Consider the following 24639-nt stretch of genomic DNA (forward strand, 5'->3'; position numbering starts at 1 on the left):
ATCACCCATGCGCGTCGTAGCCTTCGACCACCTGGTCCTCAACGTCGCCGACGTCGAGCGTTCGCTGGCCTTCTACGCCGGCCTCCTGGGCCTGGAGCCCGTCCGCGTCGACGAATGGCGCGCCGGCAAGGTGTCCTTCCCGTCGATCCGGGTCAGCGCCGAGACCATCATCGACCTGGCCCACGGCCCCCGGCACGAGTCCAACGTCGACCACTTCTGCCTCACCGTCGAGCCCCTCGACTGGCAGGAGGTCATCGACGCGGGCACCTTCACCGTCCTGGAGGGCCCCGTCCCCCGCTACGGCGCCCGCGGCACCGCCACCTCCGTCTACGTCCAGGACCCGGACGGCAACACCGTCGAGCTCCGCTGGTACCCCCAGGACGCGGCCAACTGACCGTTCACCCCCCGGCGCACGGCCAACGGACAGCGTGCCCGCCCCGGGCCCACGGGGGTGGCCCGGGGCGGGCACGCCGGAAGCGCCGCACCCGTCAGTTCCGGCCGGCGAGGTGCTCGACCAGCCGGTCGAAACTGGAGTTGAGCCCCGCCTCGGCCTCCGGGCCGCGGAACATCTCCGGCACCCCGGTCTGGTGCAGCACCACCCGGGTTCCGCCCCCGTCGAGACCGGTGAAGGTGAGGGTGGAGCGCATGCCCGAGCCCTCCTCCACCATCGCGAAGAACTCGCCGACCCGGATCTCGGTGATCTCGGGATCTCCTCCGTGGTCACGTCCGTCGCTCGCACAGGGGTAGACGCCGGGTGTCCCGGAAACTCATCGCTCGCCGTGAAGGTTTTCGACGACTTCTCCCGACGACCTCTCCCGTTGGTGTTCTCCACCGGCGTTCTCCATCGAGGCCGGGAGGTCTTCATCGAGGACGGCTTCAGCCGTGAATCCGGCCGGGCGCGACGACGACCAGCGGTCGGCCGAGCAGCAGCTCCGCCGCCGGAGTGTGGTTCCCGGTCGCGGAGGCTCCGGCCATCGCCGAGGCGGCCGTTGTCGGGTCGGTGCCGGGCGGCACCACCAGCAGGAGGAAGTGGTCCTGGAGGCCCCGGGTGACGCTGATCGTCGCGTCGCTGCCGGCGAACCAGTTGATCCTCACCACCAGGCCGTTCGCGGCGACGGACCGGGGCACACCGTCCCAGGCCTCGGTGTCGAGGCCGACCCGCAGGATGCGCCCGAAGTGGGCGCCGAGCGCGGTGATCAGGTCCGGCAGTTCGGCGAGGACCTCGTTCGAACGGGGCCACCAGGCCCCGTCGAAGACACCCTCCCGCGACATCGTCGGCTCCAGCTCCAAGCGCGGCAGCAGCGGGGCACCGGGCGCCGTCCACGGCCCGGGGGAGGAAGGAATGGGGAGGGGGATCGGCATCATCTGAGGCCGCCCGTCCGGTCCACGAGGGACCCGTCATGACCCAGGGCGACGTCGACGCTGATGCCGGTGTCCGGAATGTCCTCGGTTACTCCCCACGCTACTCCGCCGTAACCTCCCCCGGGCCGACCACCGCAGGAGTAGCCTCGGAGACATCCAGGGCATCCCGCATCCCGGTCCCCGTTCCGGCTTCGTTCTGGGTGCAGGACAGCCCGGCAGACCCCGCCCCGGCGGGCGGCCGGAGACGGGAACGGTGAATGCCGTGACCACTCGCACGCCCCAGCCCGCACGGCCCGGCCACGGCCTCACGGTCGCCGACGCCATGGAACCCTGCGACTACCAGATCGCCGACGACAGCACCGTCGACCAGGCCGACGACATCCTCCGCGGCGCCCACCTGGACTACCTCCTCGTCCGCGGCCACGACGGCCGGTGCGAAGGGCTGGTCACCCGCACCGGACTCCACCCGTTCCTCACCCGCTCCTGGTACACCGAGCGGACCGCCGTCAGCGCCACCACCCACCAGCGCGGCCCGTTCGCCTGGCCGACCATGGGCCTGACCCTGGCCTCGATCGCCATGCGGATCAAGCACCTGGCGGTCTGGCCCGTCGTCGACGAGGACGGCTACATCCTCGGCGTGCTCACCGCGGACCGCGCCACCGGCCTGCTCACCGCCGCGCCCGCGTGACCCACGGCACCCGGCCGGCCCCGCACCAGGCACCTGCCGACCCTGCTCCGGGAAGCCCGTCCGGCTCCCGGAGCAGGGTCGACGACGCGCATGGTCAGTCGGCGAGCGGAAGATAGACCCGGTTGCCCCGGGCCGCGAACTCGGCCCACTTCTCGGCCATGCCCGCCAGGGCCTCGGCATCGAACCCGCTGGAGACGGCCGTCGATCCGTCACCGTGCTCGTCGCGGATCTTCTGGGAGATCTTCATCGAGCAGAACTTCGGGCCGAGACCAACACCTTGTCGCTGGACCGACGCCCCGATGGGCCCACCCACGCGACCGCAGGACTGGCCTGGCGCGCCGCCGCGACGGACAAGTGCCGGGTCAGGCCGATCAGCCCGCGAACAGGCCGGGAACACCGATCCGACCACCGTTCCGGCCAAGGGCGTGGCGCTGTCTCGAACGGCCTTCCGGCTACCCGGGACAGCGCCACGCGTGGACGAGCGTCAGTCCGTCGGCGGGAAGTGGACCCACTCCTGACGCGCGCCGCCCATCACGGCGAGGGCTAGTGCCGACGGCGAGCTGCGGCTCGTCCGCTGCGCCTCACGAGGATGAGGATTGAGCCTCCCAGCACGACGGCGGCCGCCGAACCGACCGCCATGACGATCGACTTGTCGGAGCCGGTGGCAGCGAGTGCTTGCCCCGACTCGTGCGGACGCACGACCGGCACACCCTGTTCGTGACCGCCATTGCCGTTGCCGTGGTCGGCCGGAACGTTGCCGTGGTTGCCCTGTTCGTGACCGCCATTGCCGTTCCCGTGGTCGGCCGGAACGTTGCCGTGGTTGCCCTGCTCCTTCCCGTGATCACCTTGCTCATGGCCGCCGTGACCCTGACCGCCGTGACCGCCTGGAGACTGGGGCGGTCCGGCCGGACCAGCAGGACCGGCAGGACCGGCCGGACCAGCAGGACCGGCAGGACCGGGTGAGCCGTTGGCACCCGGCGAACCGTTGGCACCCGGGGAGCCATTCGCCCCGGGCGAACCGTTAGCCCCTGGCGAACCGTTGGCACCCGGCGAACCGTTAGCCCCGGGCGAACCGTTGGCACCCGGCGAACCGTTAGCCCCCGGCGAGCCGTTAGCCCCTGGCGAACCATTCGCACCGGGGGCGCCAGGAGCGCCATTGGGACCAGGTGCACCGGGGGCGCCGGGAGCACCGTTGGGCCCGGGGGCGCCCGGAGCGCCCGGAGCGCCCGGAGCGCCCGGGGAGCCCGCCACCCCCGGAGCACCATTGGGACCGGGTGCACCGGGGGCACCGGGCGAACCATTGGCACCGGGGGCACCGGGAGCACCGTTGGGGCCGGGAGCACCCGGAGCACCCGGAGCACCGGGAGCACCGTTGGGGCCAGGAGCACCCGGAGCACCGGGCGAACCATTGGCACCAGGGGCACCGGGAGCACCGTTGGGGCCGGGAGCACCCGGAGCGCCCGGGGAGCCCGCCACCCCCGGAGCACCGTTAGGTCCAGGTGCCCCCGGGGAACCGGCAGCACCGGGAGGACCGGCGGGCCCGCTCGGTCCGGGCGGGCCGCTCGGTCCGGGCGGGCCACTCGGTCCGGGCGGGCCGACGGTGCAGGCCGCCCTCGTGATGGTGTTGTCGTCCAGAGTGACAGCGCCGTTGCGCGCCAGGGCACGGCCTTCGATCACCGAGGCGTGGTTCACGCTGATGGATGTGAGGGCCAGGATGTTGCCCTTGAAGAAGGAGTCGACATCGATGGTGGCGGAGCTGCCGACCTGCCAGAACACATTGCAGGGCTGTGCTCCGTTGACCAGGCTGACGACGCTCGACGGAGCTGTGATGAGGGTGGAGCCGATCTGGAAGATGAAGACGGCGTTCGGGTCGCCCATCGCGTCGAGGGTGACGGTCCCGGTGAGGTTCAGCGACGAACTCGCCTTGTAGACGCCGGGCGTCAGCGTCAGCCCTCCGATGTCGCCGGGCGAGGTCAGGATGGCCGTGGGGGCCCGGCCGGCGGCATCGTTGTAGGCGATGACGAGGTCGGACTGGGCCTGCGCCGCCTGCGCGTCGTTGACGTGCTGAACCCCGTTCACGGCTCCGGGGGGAAAGCCCGTCACGCTGGTGCCCGGGAAGAGTCCCAGGTCGCCGTTGATGACGCTGGGGCCGGTGTTGGTGACGGTTGAGCCCGCCAGGATCGCATAGCTGGTATCAGTCCCCAGCCCCACCGGTGCGGTTGCGGCGTGCGCGGGGCTGGGGACCAGGCCGGCCGTCGCGAGCAACGTCAGTCCGGACAGCAGGACGGACGCCCCCGCGAGTCGAGTGCGTCTACGCCCTCGTCCCGGTGGAGCGGACAACATGGCATCGACTGCCATAGGACAGGACCCTTTCTTGTCGCCGTTGAACTCCGTCACCCGAAGAGGGCATTCGGAGCGCCGCTGGTGGTTTCCGGTCAGGCCTCACGCCCTCGCACTCGCGCCGGAGGGCTTTCGACGATCGGGAGCCGACCAGGGCAGGTGATGGAGAGTCACCAACTCACTACACCGTGCAACAACAACATGAAAAGAAGAGAGTGATAAAGATGCAACGGAGTGACGCACCAGCGCCGATCGGGGAATGGCCCCCATCCCGCAGCGTCATTCGTCTACGTACCAAATGGCGGGTTTGTCCCTCCACTGGCAGCCGACGGCCGGCAGCTGTCGGCCGGGGGGATGGGGGCTACCCGGGTCGCCGCCAACGCCATAGCAGTACCGTTTTTTCCTCTTGGCCGCGCCCGGGCCGGTGAATCACGTATCGCCCCGTGATCCCAATCGTTGGCCCGATCATGAACGACCTAACGAATCCGCAGGAAGAGGCGCTCACTGCGGCCGCCGGCGACGCCGGCACGGTGGCCGAGCGCTGCCGTGCCGCAGGTGGCCTGCTCAGGGTCACCCTCGGTGAACTGCGCGCGGAAGTCGGCTACCGAAGACTCGGCAAGTACGTCCTGGAAGAACTGGCCGAACGCCTTACCAAGAAGGGGCTCGGTTGGTTCCCGGCGTGGCGGCTCTCCCCGAGGGAGAACGGCGAGCCGCGGAAGGAACACGACCTGTGGGTGTTCCTCCGGGACGGCGGCCTGCGCTGCCAGGTCATCGACGCGGTCCAGGCTCCCGACGGCTCCGACGTCCCCGCGGTCCTGAACGGCCTGCTCACCGGCCGTCCCCAGAATCTCTCCCCGGAGCGCAAGCTCGGCCTCATTCGCGAAATCCTCGGGCTCTGACCTACACCCGAGAATCCGCCCACCGGATTCCACCCGCGCACCCGAACGTGCGCGGCGCTGTGCCGGACACCACCGTCGGGGTCCCAGCACAGCGCCTCGGCACCTGCCGTCAGTCGGCCAGCGGGAGGTAGACCCGGTTGCCCTGGGCCGCGAACTCGGCGGACTTCTCGGCCATGCCCGCCAGGGCCTCGGCGTCGAACTCGGTGTCCACGGCGGTGGAACCGTCGCCGTGCTCGTCGCGGATCTTCTGGGAGATCTTCATCGAGCAGAACTTCGGGCCGCACATCGAGCAGAAGTGCGCGGTCTTGGCGGGCTCGGCGGGGAGGGTCTCGTCGTGGAAGGCGCGGGCGGTCTCCGGGTCGAGGGCCAGGTTGAACTGGTCCTCCCAGCGGAACTCGAAGCGGGCGTCGGAGAGGGCGTCGTCCCAGGCCTGGGCGCCGGGGTGGCCCTTGGCCAGGTCGGCGGCGTGGGCGGCGATCTTGTAGGTGATCACACCGGTCTTGACGTCGTCCCGGTTGGGCAGGCCCAGGTGCTCCTTGGGGGTCACGTAGCAGAGCATCGCGGTGCCCCACCAGGCGATCATCGCCGCGCCGATGCCCGAGGTGATGTGGTCGTAGCCGGGGGCGACGTCCGTGGTCAGCGGGCCGAGGGTGTAGAACGGCGCCTCGTCGCAGATCTCCTTCTGGAGATCCATGTTCTCCTTGATCTTGTTCATCGGGACGTGGCCCGGCCCCTCGATCATCACCTGGACGTCGTGCTCGCGGGCGATCCGGCCGAGCTCGCCGAGGGTCTTCAGCTCGGCGAACTGCGCCTCGTCGTTGGCGTCCGCGATCGAGCCCGGGCGCAGGCCGTCGCCGAGCGAGAAGGTGACGTCGTAGCTCGCGAGGATCTCGCAGAGTTCCTCGAAGTTGGTGTAGAGGAAGTTCTCCTGGTGGTGGGCCAGACACCAGGCCGCCATGATCGAGCCGCCGCGCGAGACGATGCCGGTCTTGCGGCGCGCGGTGAGCGGGACGTAGCGCAGCAGCACGCCGGCGTGGACGGTCATGTAGTCGACGCCCTGCTCGCACTGCTCGACGATCGTGTCCCGGTAGACCTCCCAGCTCAGCTCCTCGGCCCTGCCGTCCACCTTCTCCAGGGCCTGGTAGAGCGGCACGGTGCCGATCGGCACCGGGGAGTTGCGCAGGATCCACTCGCGGGTGGTGTGGATGTTGCGGCCGGTGGAGAGGTCCATGACGGTGTCCGCGCCCCAGCGGGTGGCCCAGGTCATCTTCTCCACCTCCTCCTCGATCGAGGAGGTCACGGCGGAGTTGCCGATGTTGGCGTTGATCTTCACCAGGAAGTTGGTGCCGATGACGGCCGGCTCCACCTCCGGGTGGTTCACGTTGACCGGGATGACGGCCCGGCCGCGAGCCACCTCGGCGCGCACGTACTCCGGTGCCAGGCCCTCGCGCAGCGCCACGAACTCCATCTCCGGCGTCACCACGCCCCGCTTGGCGTAGGCGAGTTGGGTGACTGCGGTGCCACCGCGACCGCGCAACGGACGACGCGGCCGGCCGGGGAAGACGGCGTCCAGGTTGCGCAGGTTCCCGCCGCGCGGCGAGGTGTGCTTGATCCCGTCGTCCTCGGGGCGCGGCTCGCGGCCGTCGTACTCCTCGACGTCGCCGCGCTGGCGGATCCAGGCGTCCCGCAGGGCGGGCAGGCCGCGCCGCACATCGGGCTCGAAGGACGGGTCGGTGTACGGGCCGGAGGTGTCGTACAGCGGGACGGACCCGCCGTTGGTGAGCCGCACCTCGCGGTACGGAACGCGCAGGTCGGGGCGCGACCCCTCGCGGTAGGCCTTGCGCCAGGCCGGGGTCGGGTAGCCGGTGCGCTCGCTGCTGGGGGCGCCCTGGGCAGACTGCGGCTGTGCTTCGAACGTGGTCATCTGACCTCTACTCCCTACGCCGGCATTACCCGGTCAGGTTCCTGCGGTCGACGCAGCCGTCGGTCCGTCCGTCGACGTCCCGGTCAGCGTCCTCTCAGCCCGGTGCTCCGAGCTCCCGCGTCGCAGGCGGTGTTGCCTGCACACGACGCCCAACACCGTAGCGAGCCGATCGCCGCAGGTCCAGAGCGCCCCACCCCGCCCGGTCGGCCGCGCCGACCGGGCCCCGCGGCCGGACCTGTCCCACCCCGCCCCCATACCCCCGGGGCTGGACGTCCCCGACCACGCCACCGTCCCGGTCGGCTCCGGGGGCCGGTTCGACATCGCCGACAACGCCGGCACGACCGACGTCGTCGTCGACCTCTTCGGCTACTACCGCAACCAGTAGCCGATCGGACACCGGAGAACGGCCGAGGCCCGGTCCCCCCTCTCGTGGGGGCCGGGCCTCAGGGCGGCGTTACGGGGTGGTGGGTCAGCTCTTGGCGGCCTTCTTCACCAGGACCACCACGGCGGCGGCGATGCCGACCACCACCAGCAGCTTGATCACGATCGAGAGCAGGGCGCCGACGACGCCGAACACGAAGGCGACGATGTTCCAGGCCAGCACCAGGACCAGCACCGGGATGACGATGTTGCGCACCCAGGAGGGCAGCGACTTCCAGAGCTCAGCCATGTCGGTTCCTCTTCTCCCCTCGGGTCGGCCGCCGTCCGGTGCCGCATCCCGCTTGCTTTCGGTACTTCGATCGTACGGTGGCGCGAGTGCCGGAACGAGGCCCAACGGCCCGGAGAGAACCCCGAGATCACCCCGAGCCCGACCCCCCGGGTGACCCCCGAGAATTCCTCCGGCGGCGTACAACCCCCGGCGTTCCCAAGCGTCCAACCAGTGCCGGGAGAACGCCCGTCCGGTGCCATCGACCAGGGGGGAACCTGATCATGCGGGCCAGAACAGCCATGTCCACAGCCGCTCTCGCGGCGCTCAACCTGACCGTCGCGGCCCTCGCCGCGGTCCCGGCGAGCGCGGCACCGGCGGCCGCGACCACCGCCGCCGACATCACCGCACCGGCCGGGTTCGTCGGGATGTCCCCGACCCGGATCCTGGACACCCGCGACTACACCCAGGTCCCGGAGATCCGCACCGTGCGGCCGCTCCAGGAGAGCCAGTACTTCACGACCCCGATCGCCACGTTCTGCCGCAGCCACCCCCCGCGGGACTGCACGTCCGTCGTTCCGACCGACGTCACGGCCGTCGTGGTCAACGTGACCGTGACCAACCCGACCGCCGACAGCTACCTCTCGCTCGGCCCCACCGCCGGTGCACCCGGCACCAGGCCCGCCACCTCCAGCATCAACTTCAAGGCCGGCCAGACCGTTTCGAACCTGGTGACGGTCGCGGTCGGCCCGGTCAGCCGCGCCGCCCCGTGGCTCACCGTCTACAACAACGTGGGCACCGCCGACGTCGTGCTCGACGTGGTCGGCTACTACCGGACCGCGGCGACCGACAAGTACGGCCCGCTGGCCCCGACCCGGATCGCCGACAGCCGCAGCGACGGCACCGGCCGGCTCGGCGGCGACGCGGTGCGCACGTACCAGGTCGCCCGCCCGGAGCTGGGCACCGCGGACGCGAAGGCAGTGGTCCTCAACGTCACCACGACGGACGGTTCCTGGGACAGCTTCGTGACCGCGTACCCGAGCGGAACGCAGCGGCCCGCCAACGGCTCGAACGTCAACTTCCCGGTGGGATCGACGGTCGCGAACCAGGTCGTGGTGCCGGTCGGGGCGGACGGGAAGATCGACATCTACAACCGCGCCGGCTGGGTGCACGTGATCGTGGACGTGGTCGGCTACTACGGCCCGTCCGGCACCGCGCTCTTCAGCGCGCTCAGGACACCGGTCCGCAACCTCGACACCCGGGTCGCCGGCGGCAAGCTCCAGCGGGGGGCGACCACCGCAGTCCGGGCCGTGCCCACGGACGGCTCCGTCCCGAACGTGCTGGGTGTCGAGGCCAACGTCACGGTCACCGACGTCACCGACTCCGGCCACCTCACGGTGTTCCCGGGCGGGGGCCAGCCGCCGAACACCTCCACCGTCAACGTCGAACCCGGGCAGACCGTCGCCAACTCGGTGACCACCGGGGTCACCGGCGGGGGCACCTACTCGGTCTTCAACCACGGCGGCCCGGTGAACGTCGTCGCCGACCTGACCGGCTACTTCGTCACCGGCTGACCCGGCACCGCCCGTCGTCCCGGCAGCGCCCGCCCGTCGTCCGTACGGCACCTGGACGGCGGGCGGACGACCGGCGGACGCACCCGCGCGGCTTCAGACCGGCCAGCGCTCTCCGCGCCAGGCGGCGTCCCAGAACATCCACTCGTAGCGCGAGGTGGTCACGAAGTGCTCGACCACCTTGCGGCGCTCGGCCGCGGACAGCTCCTCACCGAGCCGGTCGGTGAGCGCCAGCACCCGGCGGACCACCGACTGGAAGGCCTCGTCGCCGTAGGTGGCGATCCACTTGGCGTACAGCGGGTCGGGCGAGCCCTGGGCGAGCAGCGTCTCGCCGACCCGGGCGTAGATCCAGTAGCAGGGCAGCACCGCGCCGACCGCCTCGGCGAAGGAGCCGCCGTAGACGGTGGCCAGCAGGTAGCTGGTGTAGGCCCGGGTGGTGGGCAGCAGTGGCTCGGCGGCGGCCTCCTCGGCGCTGCCGCCGAAGGCGGTCAGGAACTCGGCGTGCATGCCCTGCTCGGCGGCGAGTGCGCCGACCGCGTCGTCGGCGAAGGCCCGGACGTCCTGCTCGCCGGGCGCCTTGGCGGCGCAGACGGCGAGCGCGCGGGCGTAGTCGCGCAGGTAGTGCGAGTCCTGGACGACGAAGTGGCGGAAGGCCGCGCGCGGCAGGGTGCCGTCGGTGAGCCCGGCCAGGAAGGGGTGGGCGAGGATCTCGGCGTACACCGGCTCGATGGCCGCCCAGAGTTCTTCGGTCAGCGTCTTGGTGCTCATGACGCCGACCCTAACCGGCAGGACGCTCAGTCCTCCGGCGGGGAGAACACCACCAGGACGCGCAGCTCCTCGGTGATGTGGTGGAACCGGTGCGGGGTGCCGGCCGGCACGTACACCACGGTGCCGCGACCGACCGTGGCGGTCTCGGCGCCGACGGTCAGCTCGGCCCGGCCGCTGATCACCTGGTAGATCTCGTCCTGGTCGTGCGCGGTCTGGGTGTCGGTGTCGCCGGGGGCGAGCGCGTACAGCCCGGCGGACATCCGCGGTTCGCGCAGGAACCGCAGGTACGCACCGTCGTTGGCCGCCCGTTCGGCGTCCAGTCCGTCCAGCCGGAAGATCTTCACCGCCGCCGTCCTCCCTCGTTCTCGGGCCCGTCCGTCCACCTCCCGGACCAGGGGCATTCAACACCACCCCGCCGTCCGGTGGTTCCGCCGGGACGGGGGTACCTGCCAGGCTTGGGCGGCATGAAGGGTTTCGTCATCAAGACACTGATCAACGCGGCGGCCATCTGGGTCGCCGCCTGGATCGTCAGCGGCATCCAACTCGCCGAGGGCAACGCGGACTGGCAGCACAAGGCACTGACGGTGCTCGGCGTCGCCGTCGTGTTCGGCGTGGTGAACTGGCTGATCAAGCCGGTGGTCAAGCTGTTCTCACTCCCGCTGTTCATCCTCACGCTGGGTCTGATCACCTTCGTGATCAACGCCCTGATGCTCCTGCTCACCTCCTGGGCCTCCGGGAAGCTGAGCCTGGACTTCCATGTGACCAACTTCGTTTCCGCACTGGTCGGTTCGCTGATCATCAGCCTGGTCTCGTGGGGCCTGCACCTGGCCCTGGACGACGACTGACCGGCGGCGCGCGGACAGCCGAAAGGGGCCCGCACCCGGGTGTTCCACCGGGTACGGGCCCCTTCGCCGTTCTCGCCGCGCGGCCTGCCCGCGCCGGACCGCTCACCCCGCGTTCTCACGCCCCTTGAGCAGGTCGGCGAGCTGGGCGTCGATGTCCCGCCCGGTGAACTCCTGTCCCATCGGCACCAGCCGGTCGGTGCGCGCCAGGAAGGCGATCAGCGGCGCGGACGACGCGCACAGCAGGGCGTCGCCGTCGGGGGAGCGCAGCACGATGCGGACCTCCGAGAGCTCCTCGCCGACCGGGCGGATGTGCACGTCGCCCTCGCCCGCCGGCCCGCTGATCCCGTCGAGCAGCAGCTCCCGCGCGAAGTACCAGGTGACCGGGGCGTCTCCGGGGAGGTGGAAGGTGAGCCGGACGGCGTACGGATCGTCGGCCTCGTACGCCAGGTCCACCGGGAGGCGGAAGGAGAGCTCGTGCGAGACCACGAGGTTCATCACCAGGTGACCCTGGACTGTGCTGTGCTGCATGGCGCCAGTACCTCTCGTTCTGCCCGCGCCGTCGGTCTGCTGGTCCGATGGCGGCCGGACATGTTTTCGACGGTTTTTGTGACGGTTTATGCAACCAATCCACGTTCGATCATCATCGTCCCGTTTGGGGATGTAGCGGACAAGGTGTGCTTTTTCAAATGGTGAACGAGCCGGAGCTGGTCCAGACCAAGTGATGTCAGGAGATGAACGCCGGGCTCATCGCCCCCACCCCGCGCCGCAGTTGACGGGCGACGGGCCCCAGCCGGTCGGCCCGGCCGACCGGGAGCGACAGGGCCGTGGTGGCGACCACCGGGCCGATGGCGATCGGGACGGCCGCCCCGGACTCCCGCGCGATCCCGGGCACCCGGGCGATCCCGAACGGCCGCGTCCGCTCGGACGGCCGCGAATTCCCGCAGGGGCTGCGCCTTCCCGAACGGCTGCGTCTTCCCGAGAGGCCGTGCGCTCCGATCCATGCCACCCAACCCCCAGCCCGAGTCCCTCGTACAGGTCCGTGCCCAGAACGGGCATGCGGAGCGAAACCTCCGATTTGCCCGATAGCTGCTCATTGCAGCACAGCGGGGCCCCGAACGGACGCACCCGACCGGTCGGCGTTTCGACCCGTTCCCGGTGCGTTTCGCCCTGTTCCCCGGGTTTCGCCCCCGCCCGGGCGCGGGAGAATCCCGCACAACGCGCCAGTCCCGGAGGTGGCCATGGGCCCCGAGAACCGCACTCCGCCACCGCGCCCCGTCGTGAAGCGCACCGCGCGGGCGATCCTGCTGGAGCTCGACCCGGACGATCCGTACGGCCCGGCGTCGATCGTGCTGATCCGGCGGGTCCGGCCGGACTCGCCGCACCCGTACTGGATCACCCCCGGCGGCGGGGTCGAGCGCGAGGACCGGACGGTGGTCGAGGCGCTGCACCGCGAGGTGGACGAGGAACTCGGCGGCAAGGTCGTGGACGTGGTGCCCGCCTTCGTCGACACCATCAGCCACACCCTGCCCCAGCCACCGGCCGGGGGGACCGCCGTCGACGACGGCACCCTGCCGCACCCGCACGGGGTCAAGGTGCAGCACTTCTTCGTCTGCCGGCTCGCCTCGATGGACCTCAGCCGGCGGCACGGGCCCGAAGTGACCGACCCCAACGGCGAGTACGAGGTGGTCCGGCTGCCGTTCACCCGCGAGGGCGTCACCTCGGTCAACGTGGTCCCGCCCCGGCTGCGGGCGTACCTGGCGGCCAACATCGAGGGCATCCGCGCGCTCCTCGCACCCGACCTCGGGTGATCAACCCGCGGTCGGGTCGCCGACCGGGTCGTGCCGGATCCGCTCGGCCGGCACCCCGGCCCGCAGCAGTGCCCCGACGCCCGTGCGCACCATCGCGGGAGGCCCGCTGAGCACCGCCTCGCGCCCGGTCCACGGGCCGAACCGGCTCACCACCTCGGGCAGTTCGCCGGTCAGCGGCCCGCCGGGCAGCAGACCCCCGGGCAGCAGGACACCCGCCGGGGCGCCGCCGGACAGTACCGGACGGACCGTCAGCCACCGGTTGCGCGCTGCCAGTTCGCGCAGCTCGCCCAGCGCGTACAGCTCCTCGGCCCGACGGGCGCCGTAGAACACCTCGACCCGGCGGCCGGGCACGCCGTGCTCGACCGCCTCCTCGACCAGGGCACGGATCGGCGCGATGCCGGTGCCCCCGCCGAGGCAGAGCAGGTCCGGTCCCGCCGTGTGGTCGACGGTCATCGAGCCAGCCGCCGGGCCGAGCCGCAGCACGTCCCCGGGCGCGGCCCGGTGGACCAGCGCGTTGCTCACCCAGCCCGCCTGGACGGCCTTGACGTGGAAGGTCAGCAGCCCGTCCGGGCGGGGCGCACCGGCGAAGGAGTACTGCCGCCAGACCCTCGGCCACCAGGGCGTCTCCAGAGCGGCGTACTGCCCGGCCCGGAACGGGTACGCCTGGTCCGGGCGGACGGTGATCGCCGCGACGTCCCGGGTGCGGCGATCGTGCCGGACGATCTCGCCCTGCCACCAGGGCGGCGAGGTGCGGGCGTCCTCCTCGGCGGCCTCGATCACGGCCGAGGAGATCATCCGGTAGGCGCGGCGCCAGGCCGATTCGGCCTCGGCGTCCCAGTGGCCGCCCGCGTACCGGGCCAGCGTCGCCACCAGGCACTCCTCCACCGCGGCGTCGTGCCCGGTCAGCGTGCCGTACCGACGGTGGTCTCGGCCGAGCCCGGTCAGCGTGGCGCGCAGGGCCACCGGCTGGTCGATCTCGCGCACGACGGCCAGCAGGACGCGGAACAGCCGGTCGCGGTGGACGTCCATGGCGGCGGGGAAGGAGGGGCGGAGCTCGGGGTGGCGCAGGAAGAGCAGCGCGAAGAAGTGCGCGGTGGCCCGGTCGGCGTCCGGCTCGACGGCGGCGAGGCCGGCCCGGACCAGCGCGACCTCCCGGCCGGTGAGCGGCGGTCGGCAGGCGGTCCCGTCCTGGCCGGCAGCCGGGAGAGCGGCGGCGGGCGGTGCGGCCGGGAGCTGCCCGGCGGGGGTCCGCACGCCCCAGGCCTCGCTCCACCGGTCGCCCGGACCGGCCCAGTTGAGGCCGGGCGCGTCGGCGAACAGCGGGCGGAAGGGGGTGGGGTCCGGAGCGAGGACGGGGCCGGTGGCGGGCGCGGCGCCGGAACCGGGGCCGGTGGCGGGCACGGCCGGGGGGTGCGGCGGCCGGGCCGGAATCACCGGCCGGACGGGCTCCAGCAGCGACACCGGAGGCAGCACCGTCGTCGGCGCCTCCGCGGCCGCCAGGTCCGGCAGGTCCGGCAGGTCCGACAGGCCCAGCGGCGTCGGCGGCCGGACGGCCACCTCCCGTGCCACCTCCCGCGCCGGGGCGCGCCCGGACGCGCCCGTCGGCAGGCCCGGGACGGAGGCGGCCCCCGCCGAGCCGTGTCCGGTGCGGACCAGGACTGTCCCGCGGGACTTCACCGCTACGTTTCGAGTACCCAAGAGAATCGTTTCGCCTCCGGCCGGCTGCGCCACCACTCGGCTTGTCCCTACTGGCGCCAGGGCAGCGTGGCACGGCCGGAGCGCTCCTCCGACGAATCGCGCGAAGCCCGGACATCCGGGCCGGGGACGCGCTACTCTCCCCGGTCCGCGGTCGCCCTGGGTGCCCATCCGCACACCCGGGGCGACCGTGCCCACCCTTTCGGCGGCCGGGATCAGAGCTGTCGCAGCAGCATCCCCGGCTGCTCCACGCAGTCGGCGACGAACCGCAGGAATCCGCCCGCCGTCCCGCCGTCGCAGACCCGGTGGTCGAAGGTGAACGACAGCTGGGTCACCTCGCGCACCGCCAACTCCCCCTGGTGGACCCAGGGTTTGGCCACGATCCGGCCGACCCCGAGCATCGCCGCCTCCGGGTGGTTGAGGATCGGCGTGGAGCCGTCCACGCCGAACACCCCGTAGTTGTTCAACGTGAAGGTTCCGCCCGTCAGTTCGGCCGGGGTGAGCGCACCGCCGCGCGCCGCCCCGGTCAACCGGGCCAGCTCCTCGCCGAGTTGTTCGGTGCTGCGGTTCTGCGCGTCCCGGACCACCGGGACGACCAGCCCGCGCTCGCCCTGCGCGGCGAAGCCCAGGTGCACCGCCGGATGCCGGACGATGCCCGAACCATCCTCGGTCACCGAGGAGTTGAGCTCCGGGAAGCGCGCCAGCGCGACGGTGCAGATCCGCGCCAGCAGCGCCAGCACGCTCACCTTCGGCCCCGGCGTGGCGTTCAACTGCCTTCGCAGCGCCATGAGTTCGGTGGCATCCGCATCCACCCAGCAGGTCGCCGCCGGGATCTCCCGGTGGCTGCGGCTCAGCTTCTCGGCCACCGCCTTGCGCAGTCCGCGCAGCGGGACCACACCGTCCCGCACGGCCGGCCCGGCGGGCGCCGGAGCGGCCACCCTGGCCGCGACCGCCCGTTCGACGTCCGCACGCATGATCAGTCCGTCCGGCCCGCTCCCGGCGAGCGCGGTCAGGTCGACCCCCTGCTCCCGGGCCAGCCGCCGCACCAGCGGCGAGATCACCGGCACCACCGCGGGCCCGGTCGGCACCGCCGGAGCCCGCACGGCCACCGCACCGGCCACAGCACCCGCCGGCGTACCGGCAGCGGCACCCGCCGGAGCACCAGCAGCGACACCGCCACCGGCCACGACCGCTGCCGGCACCGCGGCCGGCCCCCCGACCCGGCGCCGGCGCCCGCCCCGGCCCGGCTCGGCGACGCCGAACCCGACCAGCGGCCGCTCCACCTCGGAGGCCGCGGGAGCGGCGACGACGCCCGGCTCGTCCGGAGCCAGCGGACCGCTCCCCGACGACGGCCCCACCGCGACCGTCACCAGCGGCGCGCCCACGGCGATCTCCTCGCCCACCTCGCCGTACCGCGCGGTGACCACCCCGCCGTACGGGCAGGGCACCTCCACCACGGCCTTGGCGGTCTCCACCTCCACCACCGGCTGGTCGACGGCGATCACCTCGCCGACCTCGACCATCCAGCGCACCACCTCCGCCCCGGTGAGACCCTCACCGAGGTCGGGCAGCCGGAACTCGCGCACGACGGGCATCATCCTCGGTCCTCCCACTGGAGCCGGGCGACCGCGTCCAGGATCCGGTCCACCCCGGGCAGGTGGTGGTGCTCCAGCATCGGCGGCGGGTACGGGATGTCGAAGCCGGTGACCCGCAGCACGGGCGCGGCCAGGTGGTGGAAGCAGCGCTCGGTGACCCGGGCGGCGATCTCCGCGCCGGTGCCGCCGAAGCCGCTCGCCTCGTGCACCACCACGGCCCGGCCGAGCGAGCGCACCACCCGGCAGACCGTCTCGTCGTCGAAGGGCACCAGGGTGCGCAGGTCCAGCACCGCGAGGTCCCAGCCCTCGGCCTTCGCCGTCTCGGCCGCCTCCAGGCAGACCGGCAGCGAGGGGCCGTAGGTGATCAGCACGGCGGAGGTGCCGGTGCGCCGCAGCACCGCCCGGCCGATCGGCTCGACCGGCGTCGCCGGGTCGAAGTCGGCCTTGCCCCAGTAGAGCCGCTTGGGCTCCAGGAAGACCACCGGGTCGTCGGAGGCGATCGAGGCGCGCAGCAGCCCGTACGCGTCGGCCACCGTCCCCGGCGTGACCACGTGCAGGCCGGGGGTGCTGGTGTAGTACGCCTCGGAGGCGTCGCTGTGGTGCTCGACGCCTCCGATGCCGCCGCCGTACGGGATGCGGACGGTGATCGGCAGCGGCAGCCTGCCGGCCGTGCGGTTGCGCATCTTGGCGACGTGCGAGAACAGCTGCTCCAGCGCCGGGTAGGCGAAGGCGTCGAACTGCATCTCGACGACCGGGCGCAGCCCGTACATCGCCATGCCGATCGCGGTGCCGAGGATGCCGGCCTCGGCCAGCGGGGTGTCCAGGCAGCGCTCCGGGCCGAACTCGGCGGTGAGCCCGTCGGTGATCCGGAAGACGCCGCCGAGCGCGCCGACGTCCTCGCCGAGCACGTGCACCGCCGGGTCCTCGCGCATGGCGTCCCGCAGCGCGGAGTTGAGCGCCTGGGCCATGCTCGACGGGCGGGCGTCGGAGGGGCGCCGCGATGGGGGTCCCCCCGGCCGGAGGCTGGGGGAGGCCCCGCCGAGGGTGGGCGCGGGCGACGGGTGGGAGGTGCTCACCGGTCCGCCACCTCCGCCTCGGCGGCCAGCTCTTCGGCCAACTGGGCTGCCTGCTCTCGTAGCTGTGGGGTGGGTTCGGCGAAGACGTGGGCGAACAGCGCCATCGGGTCCAGGGCCGGGTCGGCGTGGAACTCGGCCCGCATCCGGGCCGCCAGCGCCTCGGCCTCGTCGGCCGCCTCCCGCACCAGCCGGTCGTCCAGCACGCCGAGCCCGCGCAGCGCGCGCTCCATCAGCAGGATCGGGTCGTGCTCGCGCCAGGCGGCCACCTCGGGCTCGGTGCGGTAGCGGGTGGCGTCGTCGGCGTTGGTGTGGGCGTCGATCCGGTAGGTCAGCGCCTCGACCAGAGTCGGGCCGCCGCCGGCCCGGGCCCGCTCGACCGCCTCGGTCAGCACCGAGTGCACGGCGGGCGCGTCGTTGCCGTCCACCAGCCGGCCCGCCATGCCGTAGCCGACGGCCTTGTGGGCCAGGCTCGGTGCGGCGGACTGGGCGCTGAGCGGGACGGAGATCGCGTAGCCGTTGTTCTGCACCAGGAAGACCACCGGGGCGCCGAGCACGGCCGCGAAGTTCAGCGCCTCGTGGAAGTCGCCCTCGCTGGTGCCGCCGTCGCCGAGCATCGCCAGCGCAACCACCGGCTCGCCGCGCAGCCGGGCGGCGTGCGCCAGCCCGACGGCGTGCGGGGCCTGGGTGGCGAGCGGGGTGCAGAGCGGGGCGGTGCGGCTGGCCCGCGGGTCGTAGCCGGTGTGGGCGCTGCCGCGCAGCAGGGTCAGCGCCTCCAGCGGGTCGACGCCCCGGGAGACCACCGCGAGGGTGTCGCGGTAGCTGGGGAAGAGCCAGTCGTGCTCGCCGAGCACCAGCGCGGCGGCGACCTGGCAGGCCTCCTGGCCGGTGGACGCCGGGTAGACGGCGAGCCTGCCCTGCTTGGTCAGGGTGGTGGCCTGCTGGTTGTAGCGGCGGCCGACGACCAGCCGGCGGTAGAGCTCGCGCAGCAGGGCCGGGTCGTACTTCTCCATGGCCGGGGTGCCGAGCGCCCGGACGGGGGACGGGTCCGGGAGGAGGGGCGCCGGGTCGGTGCGCGGAGCGGTGGCCCCGGGCAGCCAGCCGGGCACGCTCGTGTGGTGTCTGTGGTCGAGAACGGTCATCTCGGGGCACCTCCAGGGGTGGCGGGGGCTCCCTACCGATTGTTCGGTCGTCTGTTCATCTTGACCAGAAGCGTGACAAGGTGGTGGACATTCGGCCTGTTCGGCGGTCGACTGGTGGCAGTGTGTCCAATCGGTGGGGGTGGGGGGTCATGTCTGCTGAACAGATGTCCAGACTCGATCAGGTCGACCGGTCGATCCTTCGGCTGCTGCAGCAGGACGGTCGCGCCTCCATCCGCTCGGTGGCCGAGCGGGTGCACGTGTCCCGGGCCAACGCGTACGCCCGGATCTCCAGAATGGTCGAGGACGGCATCATCCGCGGCTTCACTGCCAGGGTGGACCACGAACGGGCCGGTCAGACCGCGTCCGCGTACGTCACCCTGAAAATCGTCCAGAACTCCTGGCGGACGGTGCGCGAACGGCTGCTGGAGCTGCCCGGGGTGGCGCACATCGCGCTGGTCGGCGGGGACTTCGACGTCCTGCTGCTGGTGCACACCGCCGACACCCAGGCCCTGCGGGAGCTGGTGCTGGGCAGCATCCAGTCCATTCCCCAGGTGCTCGGCACCCGGACCATGCTGGTCTTCGAGGAGACCGACCAGGTGCCGCCGATCTGACCGGTCGGGCCGCCGATCCGACCGGCCGGCCCGCCGGTCCCACCGATCGGCCCACCGGTCGGCCCACCGCGGCGGGCCGGTCCGGTCAGCGCGCCCGCAGCCCGTCGAAGGCCAGGTGGACCACCGCGTCGGCGACCCCGTCGGCGGCCTTGAGCCCCGGCCGGTACCACTCCACGATCGAGTTGATCATCCCGAACAGCAGCCGGGTGGCCAGCCTGGGCTCCACGTCCGCGCGCAGCGCGCCGTCCGCGACCGCCGCCCGCAGCAGCTCGGCCACCTGGTGGTCGAAGTCCCGCCGGCGCTCCAGCGCCCACTGCTCGGTGGCCGTGTTGCCGCGCACCCGCAGCAGCAGCGTCACGTACGGCAGTTCCTCCAGCAGCACCTCTGCGGTGCGCCGCACCACGTGCTCCAGCCGCTCCACCGCCGGGCCCCGGACCGCGGCCGGCTCGACCAGGATCGCGAACAGCCCGTCCAGCGCCCGCCCGACCGCCAGCCGCAGCAGTTCCTCCTTGCCGCGCACGTGGTGGTAGATGGATGACTTGGAGATCCCGGCCGCCCGGGACAGGTCCTCCATGGAAGTGCCGTCGTAGCCGCGCTCGTTGAACACGTCGACGGTCACCGCGAGCAGTGACTCCACGGTGTAGGCGGTGCGCGTGGTGTGATCGGCCATCCTCCGAGTATCCCCGGCCGCCCCCCGCGTTACGCGATCGGGTCCGACTGGTCCACACCAACCCGGAAAAGCAGGCCCTAGAATCTCCGGACGATCCGTCCACGTCCAGAGCACTGGGGTCCACGGCTGATGAACGCAATACCGGCAGTCGCCTCCGACATGCCAGAGCAGCGCAGCGAGGAGCCGGCGGACACCGGGCGCACCTGGCAGGAACGCGGCCGCCACCTGGTGGTCCGCTACGGACCGGCCGTGTGGTGCTACGCGGTGCTGAAGCTGATCGGCTTCACCGTCTTCATGAAGCTGCTCTCCTTCGCCGGTGACTACGCCAAGAAGCCGGCCCGGTTCGGCGGCGGCGCCAACCCCTGGGACGTGCTGGCCACCTGGGACGGCTGGTGGTACCAGCAGGTGGCGCAGTTCGGCTACCACCCGGCGCTCGTACCGATCCCCAACGGTCCGATCGGCTACACCATCGAGCAGAACTCGGCCGCCTTCTTCCCGCTCTACCCGGGCCTGATGCGGATGGTCTCGGAGACCACCGGCCTCGGCCTGTACGGCGCCGGGATGCTCGTCTCGGTGGTGTCCTCGCTGTTCGCCGCGGCCGGCATCTACGCCGTCGTGGAGAAGCTCACCGGAGACGCGCGCTCGGGCGTGATCGCGGCCGGCATCTGGGCGATCGTCCCGGGGTCGGGAGCCGAGTGGGCCGTCTACTCGGACTCGCTGTTCGTCGCGCTGGCCGCCTGGGCCTGCTACTGCGTGATGACCAAGCAGTGGATCGCGGCCGGGGTGATCACCCTGGTCGCCGGGCTCAACCGGCCCACCTCCGCGGCCCTGATCGGTGCCGTCGGCCTGGCCGCGATCGTCGAGCTGTACCGCCGGGAGAGCGGCGTCCTGCGCCCGCTGACCGCGATGGTGCTGGCCCCGGTCGGCCTGCTCGGCTACGTCGGCTGGGTGGGCTGGCGGACGGGCGAGTGGGGCGGCTACTTCCGGATCCAGCAGGACGCCTGGATGCACTACTTCGACTGGGGCCAGGGCACCTGGCACGCGATCCGCGGGGTGATGCTGGGCCGCAGCGACTACCCCTACGGCTTCCCGGTGCCGGACCTCCTCGCCACCCTGATCGTGTTCAGCCTGCCGGTGCTGATCGTGCTGCTGGTCCGGCTGCGCCCGCCGCTGGTGCTGACCGCCTACACGCTGGCCACGATCGTCTCGGTGCTCGGCAGCCTCGGCATCTTCGGCAACGTCTCGCGCTACCTGATGCCCGTGTTCCCGCTGTTCATCGCGCTGGCGGTGGCGATGCGCAAGCTGAGCCTGCCGGTGCTGGCCACCGTCCTGGGGACCGGGGCGGTCGCCTCCGGCTGGTACGCCGGGTACATCCTCTTCGAGCTCGGCGTGCCGTAGACCCGGATCACCCGAGCCCACGGGGGCGCGTCCGCCAGGGACGCGCCCCCTGTGCGTTCCCGCCGGATTCCCCCGCTGCACCCCCTTGAGCCGACCGATCGTTCGGTTACTCTGTGACGTGTCCCGTCCTGCTTTTCGAGGCCCTCCGAGGAGCGCACAGATGTCCGCAGCGGTCACCCACCCCCTCGTCAGCGAGCTGGTCGAGCGCCACCAGGCCACCCTGGACGCCGCGCTCACCGCCGCCACCGAGCGCGACTACTGGTCGCCCTACCCCGAGTTCCCGAAGGCCTACGGCGAGAGCGGCCCGGCGGACGGCAAGGCCGCCTTCGACGCCCTGCTCGGCAAGCCCTTCGCCCTCGACGGCCACCCCACCGACGGCGACCAGGTCGGCGGCGAGGCCTCCCCGTACGGCGTCGAGCTGGGCATCACCTACCCGCACGCCGCCCCGGACGCGCTGATCGCCGCGCTCACCGCCGCCCGCCCCGGCTGGGCCGCCGCGACCCCGCTGGAGCGCGCCGCCGTCTGCCTGGAGATCCTGCACCGGATCAACGCCCGCTCCCACGAGTTCGCCCAGGCCGTCATGCACACCACCGGCCAGGCCTACGGCATGGCCTTCCAGGCCGGCGGCCCGCACGCCCAGGACCGCGGCCTGGAGGCCGTCGCCTACGCCTACGCCGAGCAGACCCGGCTGCCCCGGCAGGCCGGCTGGACCAAGCCGCAGGGCAAGCGCGACCCGCTGGTGATGACCAAGGAGTTCACCGTCGTCCCGCGCGGCCTCGCGCTGCTGATCGGCTGCAACACCTTCCCCACCTGGAACGGCTACCCGGGCCTGTTCGCCTCGCTGGCCACCGGCAACCCGGTGCTGGTCAAGCCGCACCCGCGGGCCGTGCTGCCGCTCGCACTCACCGTGCGGATCGCCCGCGAGGTGCTCGCCGAGGCCGGCTTCGACGCCGATCTGGTCTGCCTGGCCGCCGAGCACGAGGGCGGCACCGTCGCCCAGACGCTCGCCGTCCACCCGGCGATCAAGCTGATCGACTACACCGGCTCCACCGCCTTCGGCGACTGGCTGGAGGAGCACGCCAAGCAGGCGCAGGTGTACACCGAGAAGGCCGGCGTCAACGCGGTGGTGATCGACTCCACCGACGACTACAAGGGCATGCTGGGCAACCTGGCCTTCGCGCTCTCGCTCTACAGCGGCCAGATGTGCACCACCCCGCAGAACGTGCTGATCCCGCGCGGCGGCATCGCCACCGACCAGGGCGACAAGTCCTACGACCAGGTGGTCTCCGACCTGGCCGGCGCCATCGAGGGCCTGCTGTCCGACGACGCCCGCGCCGCGGCGATCCTCGGCGCCGTGGTCAACCCCGGGGTGCTCCAGCGCTCGGCCGCCGCGGCCGGCGGCGAGTACGGCGAACTCGCCCTCGCCCCGCGCGCGGTGACCTCGCCGGACTTCCCCGGCGCGACCGTCCGCACCCCCGCTCTGGTCAAGCTGGACGCCGACAAGCCGGACGACCGCGCGGTCTTCCGCAGCGAGTGCTTCGGCCCGGTCTCCTTCGCCGTCGCCGTCGAATCCACCGCCGCCGCCGTCGAGTTGCTGCGCACGACGGTCCGCGAGAAGGGCGCCATGACCGCCTCCGGCTACACCACCTCGCCCGCGGTGGAGGCGCTGCTGGTCGAGGCCGCGCTGGACTCCGGCGTCTCGCTCTCGCTCAACCTCACCGGCGGGGTCTACCCCAACCAGACCGCCGCCTTCTCCGACCTGCACGGCACCGGCGCCAACCCGGCCGCCAACGCGGCCTACTGCGACGGCGCGTTCGTCGCCAACCGGTTCCGCACGGTGGAGATCCGCCGGCACGCCTGAGCCGTTCGACGCGCACCCGGGTCCCGGCGGTCACCCACCGCCGGGACCCGGCGGTTCACAGCCCCGACGGCGCCCGCGATGATGGAGGCTGGGAGAACGCCGGGAACGGCGTCCGACCGCCCTCCGAGGAACGGGAGCTGAATACATGGCCGTGAAGCCGACGACCGAAACCGACGTCCTGATCGTCGGTGCCGGACCGACCGGACTGCTGCTGGCCGGCGACCTCGCCGCCGCCGGGGTCGGCGTCACGGTGCTGGAGAAGCGGGCCGCCGAGTCCAACCTCACCCGGGCCTTCGCCGTGCACGCCCGCAGCCTGGAGCTGCTGGACGCCCGGGGCCTGGCCGAGGAGCTGATCGCCACCGGCCGTCCGCTCGCCGAACTGAGGATGTTCGACCGCTTCGGCATCGACCTCGGCTCGCTGCCCACCCGCTTCCCGTTCGTCCTGATCACCCCGCAGTACAACGTCGAGCGGGTGCTGCTGGAGCGCGCGGAGCACGCCGGCGCGACCGTGCTGCGCGGCGCCGAGGTCACCGGGCTGCACCAGGACGCCGAGGGCGTGACGCTGGAGACCCGGGACGGGCACAGCCACCGCGCCGCGTACGCGGTCGCCACCGACGGCGTCCACTCCACCGTCCGCGACCTGCTGGGCATCCCGTTCCCCGGGGAGTCCGTGGTCGACTCGGTGGTGCTGGCCGACGTCCGGCTGGACCGCGAGCCCGCCCAGGCGATCACCGTCGGCGCCAACCAGGCCGGCTTCGCCTTCATCGCCCCGTTCGGCGACGGCTGGTTCCGGATCATCGCCTGGGACCGCGAGGAGCGGTACCCGGACGGCACCACCCCCACCACCGAGCAGCTCACCGACCTCACCCGGGCCATCCTCGGCGAGGACTACGGCCTGCACGAGGTGCGCTGGAGCTCCACCTTCCACAGCGACGAGCGACAGGCCCCCAACTACCGCTCCGGCCGGGTCTTCCTGGCCGGCGACGCCGCGCACTGCCACTCCCCGGCCGGCGGCCAGGGCATGAACACCGGCCTCCAGGACGCCGCCAACCTGTCCTGGAAGCTCGCCGCCGCGCTCCGGGGCCACGCCACCGACGCCCTGCTGGACACCTACCAGACCGAGCGGCACCCGGTCGGCCGGACGGTGCTGCGCACCTCCGGCGCGCTGATCCGGCTGGCGCTCGCCGAGTCCGCCCCCACCCGCGCCCTGCGCGGGGCGCTGACCGCGCTGGGCGGCCACCTCGACCCGGTCACCGAGCGCGGCGCCAGGCTGGTCTCCGGCATCGGCATCTCCTACCCCGCCCCCAAGGACGCCCACCCGCAGGTCGGCAAGCGCGTCCCGGACCTGCGGCTGACCGCCCTGAGCAAGCCCGTCGAGGGCGCCCCCGCCGCCCCGGAGCGGCTCTACGAGGCGCTGCGCGCCGGGAAGTTCGTCCTGGTCAGCAATGACGAGCTGGCCGCCGCCGAGCCCTGGACCGACCGCGTGGTCTGCGCCGCCCCCGCCGACCCGCACGGCAAGCTGCGTGACACCGTCCTGCTGATCCGCCCGGACGGCTACGTCGCCTGGGGCGCCGTCGACCCCGGCCAGGGCGAGCTCCGCACCGCCCTCACCGACTGGCTGGGCAACCCGGCCTGACCGTCCTGCGGGGGGGGGGGGCGGGGGGCGCCGGGCCCCCCCCCCCCGCCCCGCCCCCCCCCCCCCCGCCCCCCCCCCCCCCCCCCCCCCCCCCCCGGGCGATAAAA

The 24639-nt window shown here is 72.6% G+C and carries 24 protein-coding genes and 2 pseudogenes; 11 read left to right on the forward strand and 15 right to left on the reverse strand.

What is annotated here, in order from left to right:
• Positions 1–7: 7 nt before the first annotated feature.
• Positions 8–394 carry a VOC family protein gene (locus tag ACWGJO_RS22030; RefSeq protein WP_359905153.1) on the forward strand — a complete coding sequence of 129 codons (387 nt, stop codon included), beginning with the start codon at positions 8–10 and terminating at the stop codon, positions 392–394.
• Positions 395–488: 94 nt separating this feature from the next.
• Here the strand turns inward: ACWGJO_RS22030 and ACWGJO_RS22035 are convergent.
• Together ACWGJO_RS22035 and ACWGJO_RS22040 are read right to left on the reverse strand one after the other, a co-directional pair.
• A pseudogene (locus tag ACWGJO_RS22035) lies at positions 489–722 on the reverse strand (SRPBCC domain-containing protein); the annotation flags it as partial.
• A 154-nt stretch (positions 723–876) separates the two neighbouring features.
• Positions 877–1365 (reverse strand): DUF5994 family protein, encoded by a 489-nt coding sequence (locus ACWGJO_RS22040; protein WP_452186092.1) that lies wholly within the window; start codon positions 1363–1365, stop codon positions 877–879.
• 259 nt (positions 1366–1624) lie between these two features.
• On the opposite strand from ACWGJO_RS22040, the gene ACWGJO_RS22045 reads away from it, so the two are divergent.
• Positions 1625–2050, forward strand: coding sequence for a CBS domain-containing protein (locus tag ACWGJO_RS22045; protein WP_452178383.1), 426 nt, complete (start codon positions 1625–1627; stop codon positions 2048–2050).
• A 94-nt stretch (positions 2051–2144) separates the two neighbouring features.
• Here ACWGJO_RS22045 and ACWGJO_RS22050 read toward each other — a convergent pair whose 3' ends face one another.
• Entirely contained in the window at positions 2145–2297 is a 153-nt protein-coding gene (locus ACWGJO_RS22050; RefSeq protein WP_401056382.1) for a thiamine biosynthesis protein ThiC, read from the reverse strand.
• Positions 2298–2767: 470 nt separating this feature from the next.
• Between ACWGJO_RS22050 and ACWGJO_RS22055 the strand changes: the two genes are divergently transcribed.
• Positions 2768–3013, forward strand: a complete 246-nt coding sequence (locus ACWGJO_RS22055) for a hypothetical protein (protein ID WP_452186130.1) — start codon at positions 2768–2770, stop codon at positions 3011–3013.
• Between the two features lie 711 nt (positions 3014–3724).
• Here ACWGJO_RS22055 and ACWGJO_RS22060 read toward each other — a convergent pair.
• A pseudogene (locus ACWGJO_RS22060) lies at positions 3725–4408 on the reverse strand (ice-binding family protein); the annotation flags it as partial.
• Between the two features lie 449 nt (positions 4409–4857).
• On the opposite strand from ACWGJO_RS22060, the gene ACWGJO_RS22065 reads away from it, so the two are divergent.
• Positions 4858–5289, forward strand: a complete 432-nt coding sequence (locus tag ACWGJO_RS22065; protein ID WP_452186094.1) for a hypothetical protein — start codon at positions 4858–4860, stop codon at positions 5287–5289.
• A gap of 109 nt (positions 5290–5398) precedes the next feature.
• Here the strand turns inward: ACWGJO_RS22065 and thiC are convergent, their stop codons facing one another.
• Together thiC and ACWGJO_RS22075 are read right to left on the reverse strand one after the other, a co-directional pair.
• Entirely contained in the window at positions 5399–7213 is a 1815-nt protein-coding gene (thiC, locus tag ACWGJO_RS22070) for a phosphomethylpyrimidine synthase ThiC (RefSeq protein WP_452186096.1), read from the reverse strand.
• Between the two features lie 469 nt (positions 7214–7682).
• The gene (locus tag ACWGJO_RS22075) at positions 7683–7883 is read right to left on the reverse strand and encodes a DUF5326 family protein (RefSeq protein WP_049653234.1); all 201 of its coding nucleotides are present in this window, start codon (positions 7881–7883) and stop codon (positions 7683–7685) included.
• A gap of 278 nt (positions 7884–8161) precedes the next feature.
• Here ACWGJO_RS22075 and ACWGJO_RS22080 point away from each other — a divergent pair, with 278 nt between their 5' ends.
• A complete protein-coding gene (locus tag ACWGJO_RS22080) occupies positions 8162–9433 on the forward strand; it encodes a hypothetical protein (RefSeq protein WP_452186098.1) in 1272 nt (423 codons plus the stop codon).
• 93 nt (positions 9434–9526) lie between these two features.
• Here the strand turns inward: ACWGJO_RS22080 and tenA are convergent, their stop codons facing one another.
• Both tenA and ACWGJO_RS22090 read right to left on the reverse strand, forming a co-directional pair.
• Positions 9527–10198 carry a thiaminase II gene (tenA, locus tag ACWGJO_RS22085; RefSeq protein ID WP_452186100.1) on the reverse strand — a complete coding sequence of 224 codons (672 nt, stop codon included), beginning with the start codon at positions 10196–10198 and terminating at the stop codon, positions 9527–9529.
• Between the two features lie 26 nt (positions 10199–10224).
• A complete protein-coding gene (locus tag ACWGJO_RS22090; protein ID WP_387694046.1) occupies positions 10225–10542 on the reverse strand; it encodes a cupin domain-containing protein in 318 nt (105 codons plus the stop codon).
• Between the two features lie 120 nt (positions 10543–10662).
• Here ACWGJO_RS22090 and ACWGJO_RS22095 point away from each other — a divergent pair, with 120 nt between their 5' ends.
• Complete coding sequence (locus ACWGJO_RS22095; protein WP_359905187.1) at positions 10663–11043, forward strand: phage holin family protein; 381 nt, start codon at positions 10663–10665, stop codon at positions 11041–11043.
• A gap of 102 nt (positions 11044–11145) precedes the next feature.
• Here ACWGJO_RS22095 and ACWGJO_RS22100 read toward each other — a convergent pair whose 3' ends face one another.
• Positions 11146–11571: an SsgA family sporulation/cell division regulator gene (locus ACWGJO_RS22100; protein WP_387726507.1), complete on the reverse strand. Its 426-nt coding sequence runs from the start codon at positions 11569–11571 to the stop codon at positions 11146–11148.
• A gap of 196 nt (positions 11572–11767) precedes the next feature.
• Positions 11768–11935 (reverse strand): hypothetical protein, encoded by a 168-nt coding sequence (locus tag ACWGJO_RS22105; RefSeq protein WP_452186102.1) that lies wholly within the window; start codon positions 11933–11935, stop codon positions 11768–11770.
• 346 nt (positions 11936–12281) lie between these two features.
• On the opposite strand from ACWGJO_RS22105, the gene ACWGJO_RS22110 reads away from it, so the two are divergent.
• Positions 12282–12851, forward strand: coding sequence for an NUDIX domain-containing protein (locus ACWGJO_RS22110; protein ID WP_452186104.1), 570 nt, complete (start codon positions 12282–12284; stop codon positions 12849–12851).
• On the opposite strand, the gene ACWGJO_RS22115 is transcribed toward ACWGJO_RS22110, so the two are convergent.
• The 4 genes from ACWGJO_RS22115 to ACWGJO_RS22130 all read right to left on the reverse strand — a co-directional run bounded on the left by ACWGJO_RS22115 (position 12852) and on the right by ACWGJO_RS22130 (position 18356).
• Complete coding sequence (locus ACWGJO_RS22115) at positions 12852–14528, reverse strand: globin domain-containing protein (protein WP_452186106.1); 1677 nt, start codon at positions 14526–14528, stop codon at positions 12852–12854. It abuts the gene before it with no gap.
• A 233-nt stretch (positions 14529–14761) separates the two neighbouring features.
• Positions 14762–16141 (reverse strand): dihydrolipoamide acetyltransferase family protein, encoded by a 1380-nt coding sequence (locus ACWGJO_RS22120; protein ID WP_452186128.1) that lies wholly within the window; start codon positions 16139–16141, stop codon positions 14762–14764.
• Positions 16141–17109 carry an alpha-ketoacid dehydrogenase subunit beta gene (locus ACWGJO_RS22125; protein ID WP_452186108.1) on the reverse strand — a complete coding sequence of 323 codons (969 nt, stop codon included), beginning with the start codon at positions 17107–17109 and terminating at the stop codon, positions 16141–16143. The genes ACWGJO_RS22120 and ACWGJO_RS22125 overlap by 1 nt, the downstream gene beginning before the upstream one ends.
• Positions 17110–17213: 104 nt before the next feature.
• Positions 17214–18356 carry a thiamine pyrophosphate-dependent dehydrogenase E1 component subunit alpha gene (locus ACWGJO_RS22130; protein ID WP_387694026.1) on the reverse strand — a complete coding sequence of 381 codons (1143 nt, stop codon included), beginning with the start codon at positions 18354–18356 and terminating at the stop codon, positions 17214–17216.
• 164 nt (positions 18357–18520) lie between these two features.
• Here ACWGJO_RS22130 and ACWGJO_RS22135 point away from each other — a divergent pair, with 164 nt between their 5' ends.
• Positions 18521–18967 carry an Lrp/AsnC family transcriptional regulator gene (locus ACWGJO_RS22135; protein ID WP_452186109.1) on the forward strand — a complete coding sequence of 149 codons (447 nt, stop codon included), beginning with the start codon at positions 18521–18523 and terminating at the stop codon, positions 18965–18967.
• A gap of 85 nt (positions 18968–19052) precedes the next feature.
• Here ACWGJO_RS22135 and ACWGJO_RS22140 read toward each other — a convergent pair whose 3' ends face one another.
• Entirely contained in the window at positions 19053–19637 is a 585-nt protein-coding gene (locus ACWGJO_RS22140; protein ID WP_359905207.1) for a TetR/AcrR family transcriptional regulator, read from the reverse strand.
• Positions 19638–19796: 159 nt separating this feature from the next.
• Between ACWGJO_RS22140 and ACWGJO_RS22145 the strand changes: the two genes are divergently transcribed.
• The 3 genes from ACWGJO_RS22145 (at position 19797) to ACWGJO_RS22155 (ending at position 24532) form a co-directional block, all read left to right on the forward strand.
• Positions 19797–21035, forward strand: a complete 1239-nt coding sequence (locus ACWGJO_RS22145) for a hypothetical protein (protein ID WP_452186111.1) — start codon at positions 19797–19799, stop codon at positions 21033–21035.
• Between the two features lie 160 nt (positions 21036–21195).
• A complete protein-coding gene (paaN, locus tag ACWGJO_RS22150; protein ID WP_452186113.1) occupies positions 21196–22896 on the forward strand; it encodes a phenylacetic acid degradation protein PaaN in 1701 nt (566 codons plus the stop codon).
• A 145-nt stretch (positions 22897–23041) separates the two neighbouring features.
• A complete protein-coding gene (locus tag ACWGJO_RS22155) occupies positions 23042–24532 on the forward strand; it encodes an FAD-dependent monooxygenase (protein ID WP_452186115.1) in 1491 nt (496 codons plus the stop codon).
• Positions 24533–24639: the final 107 nt, after the last annotated feature.

Source organism: Kitasatospora sp. NPDC054795 (genome assembly GCF_053611565.1).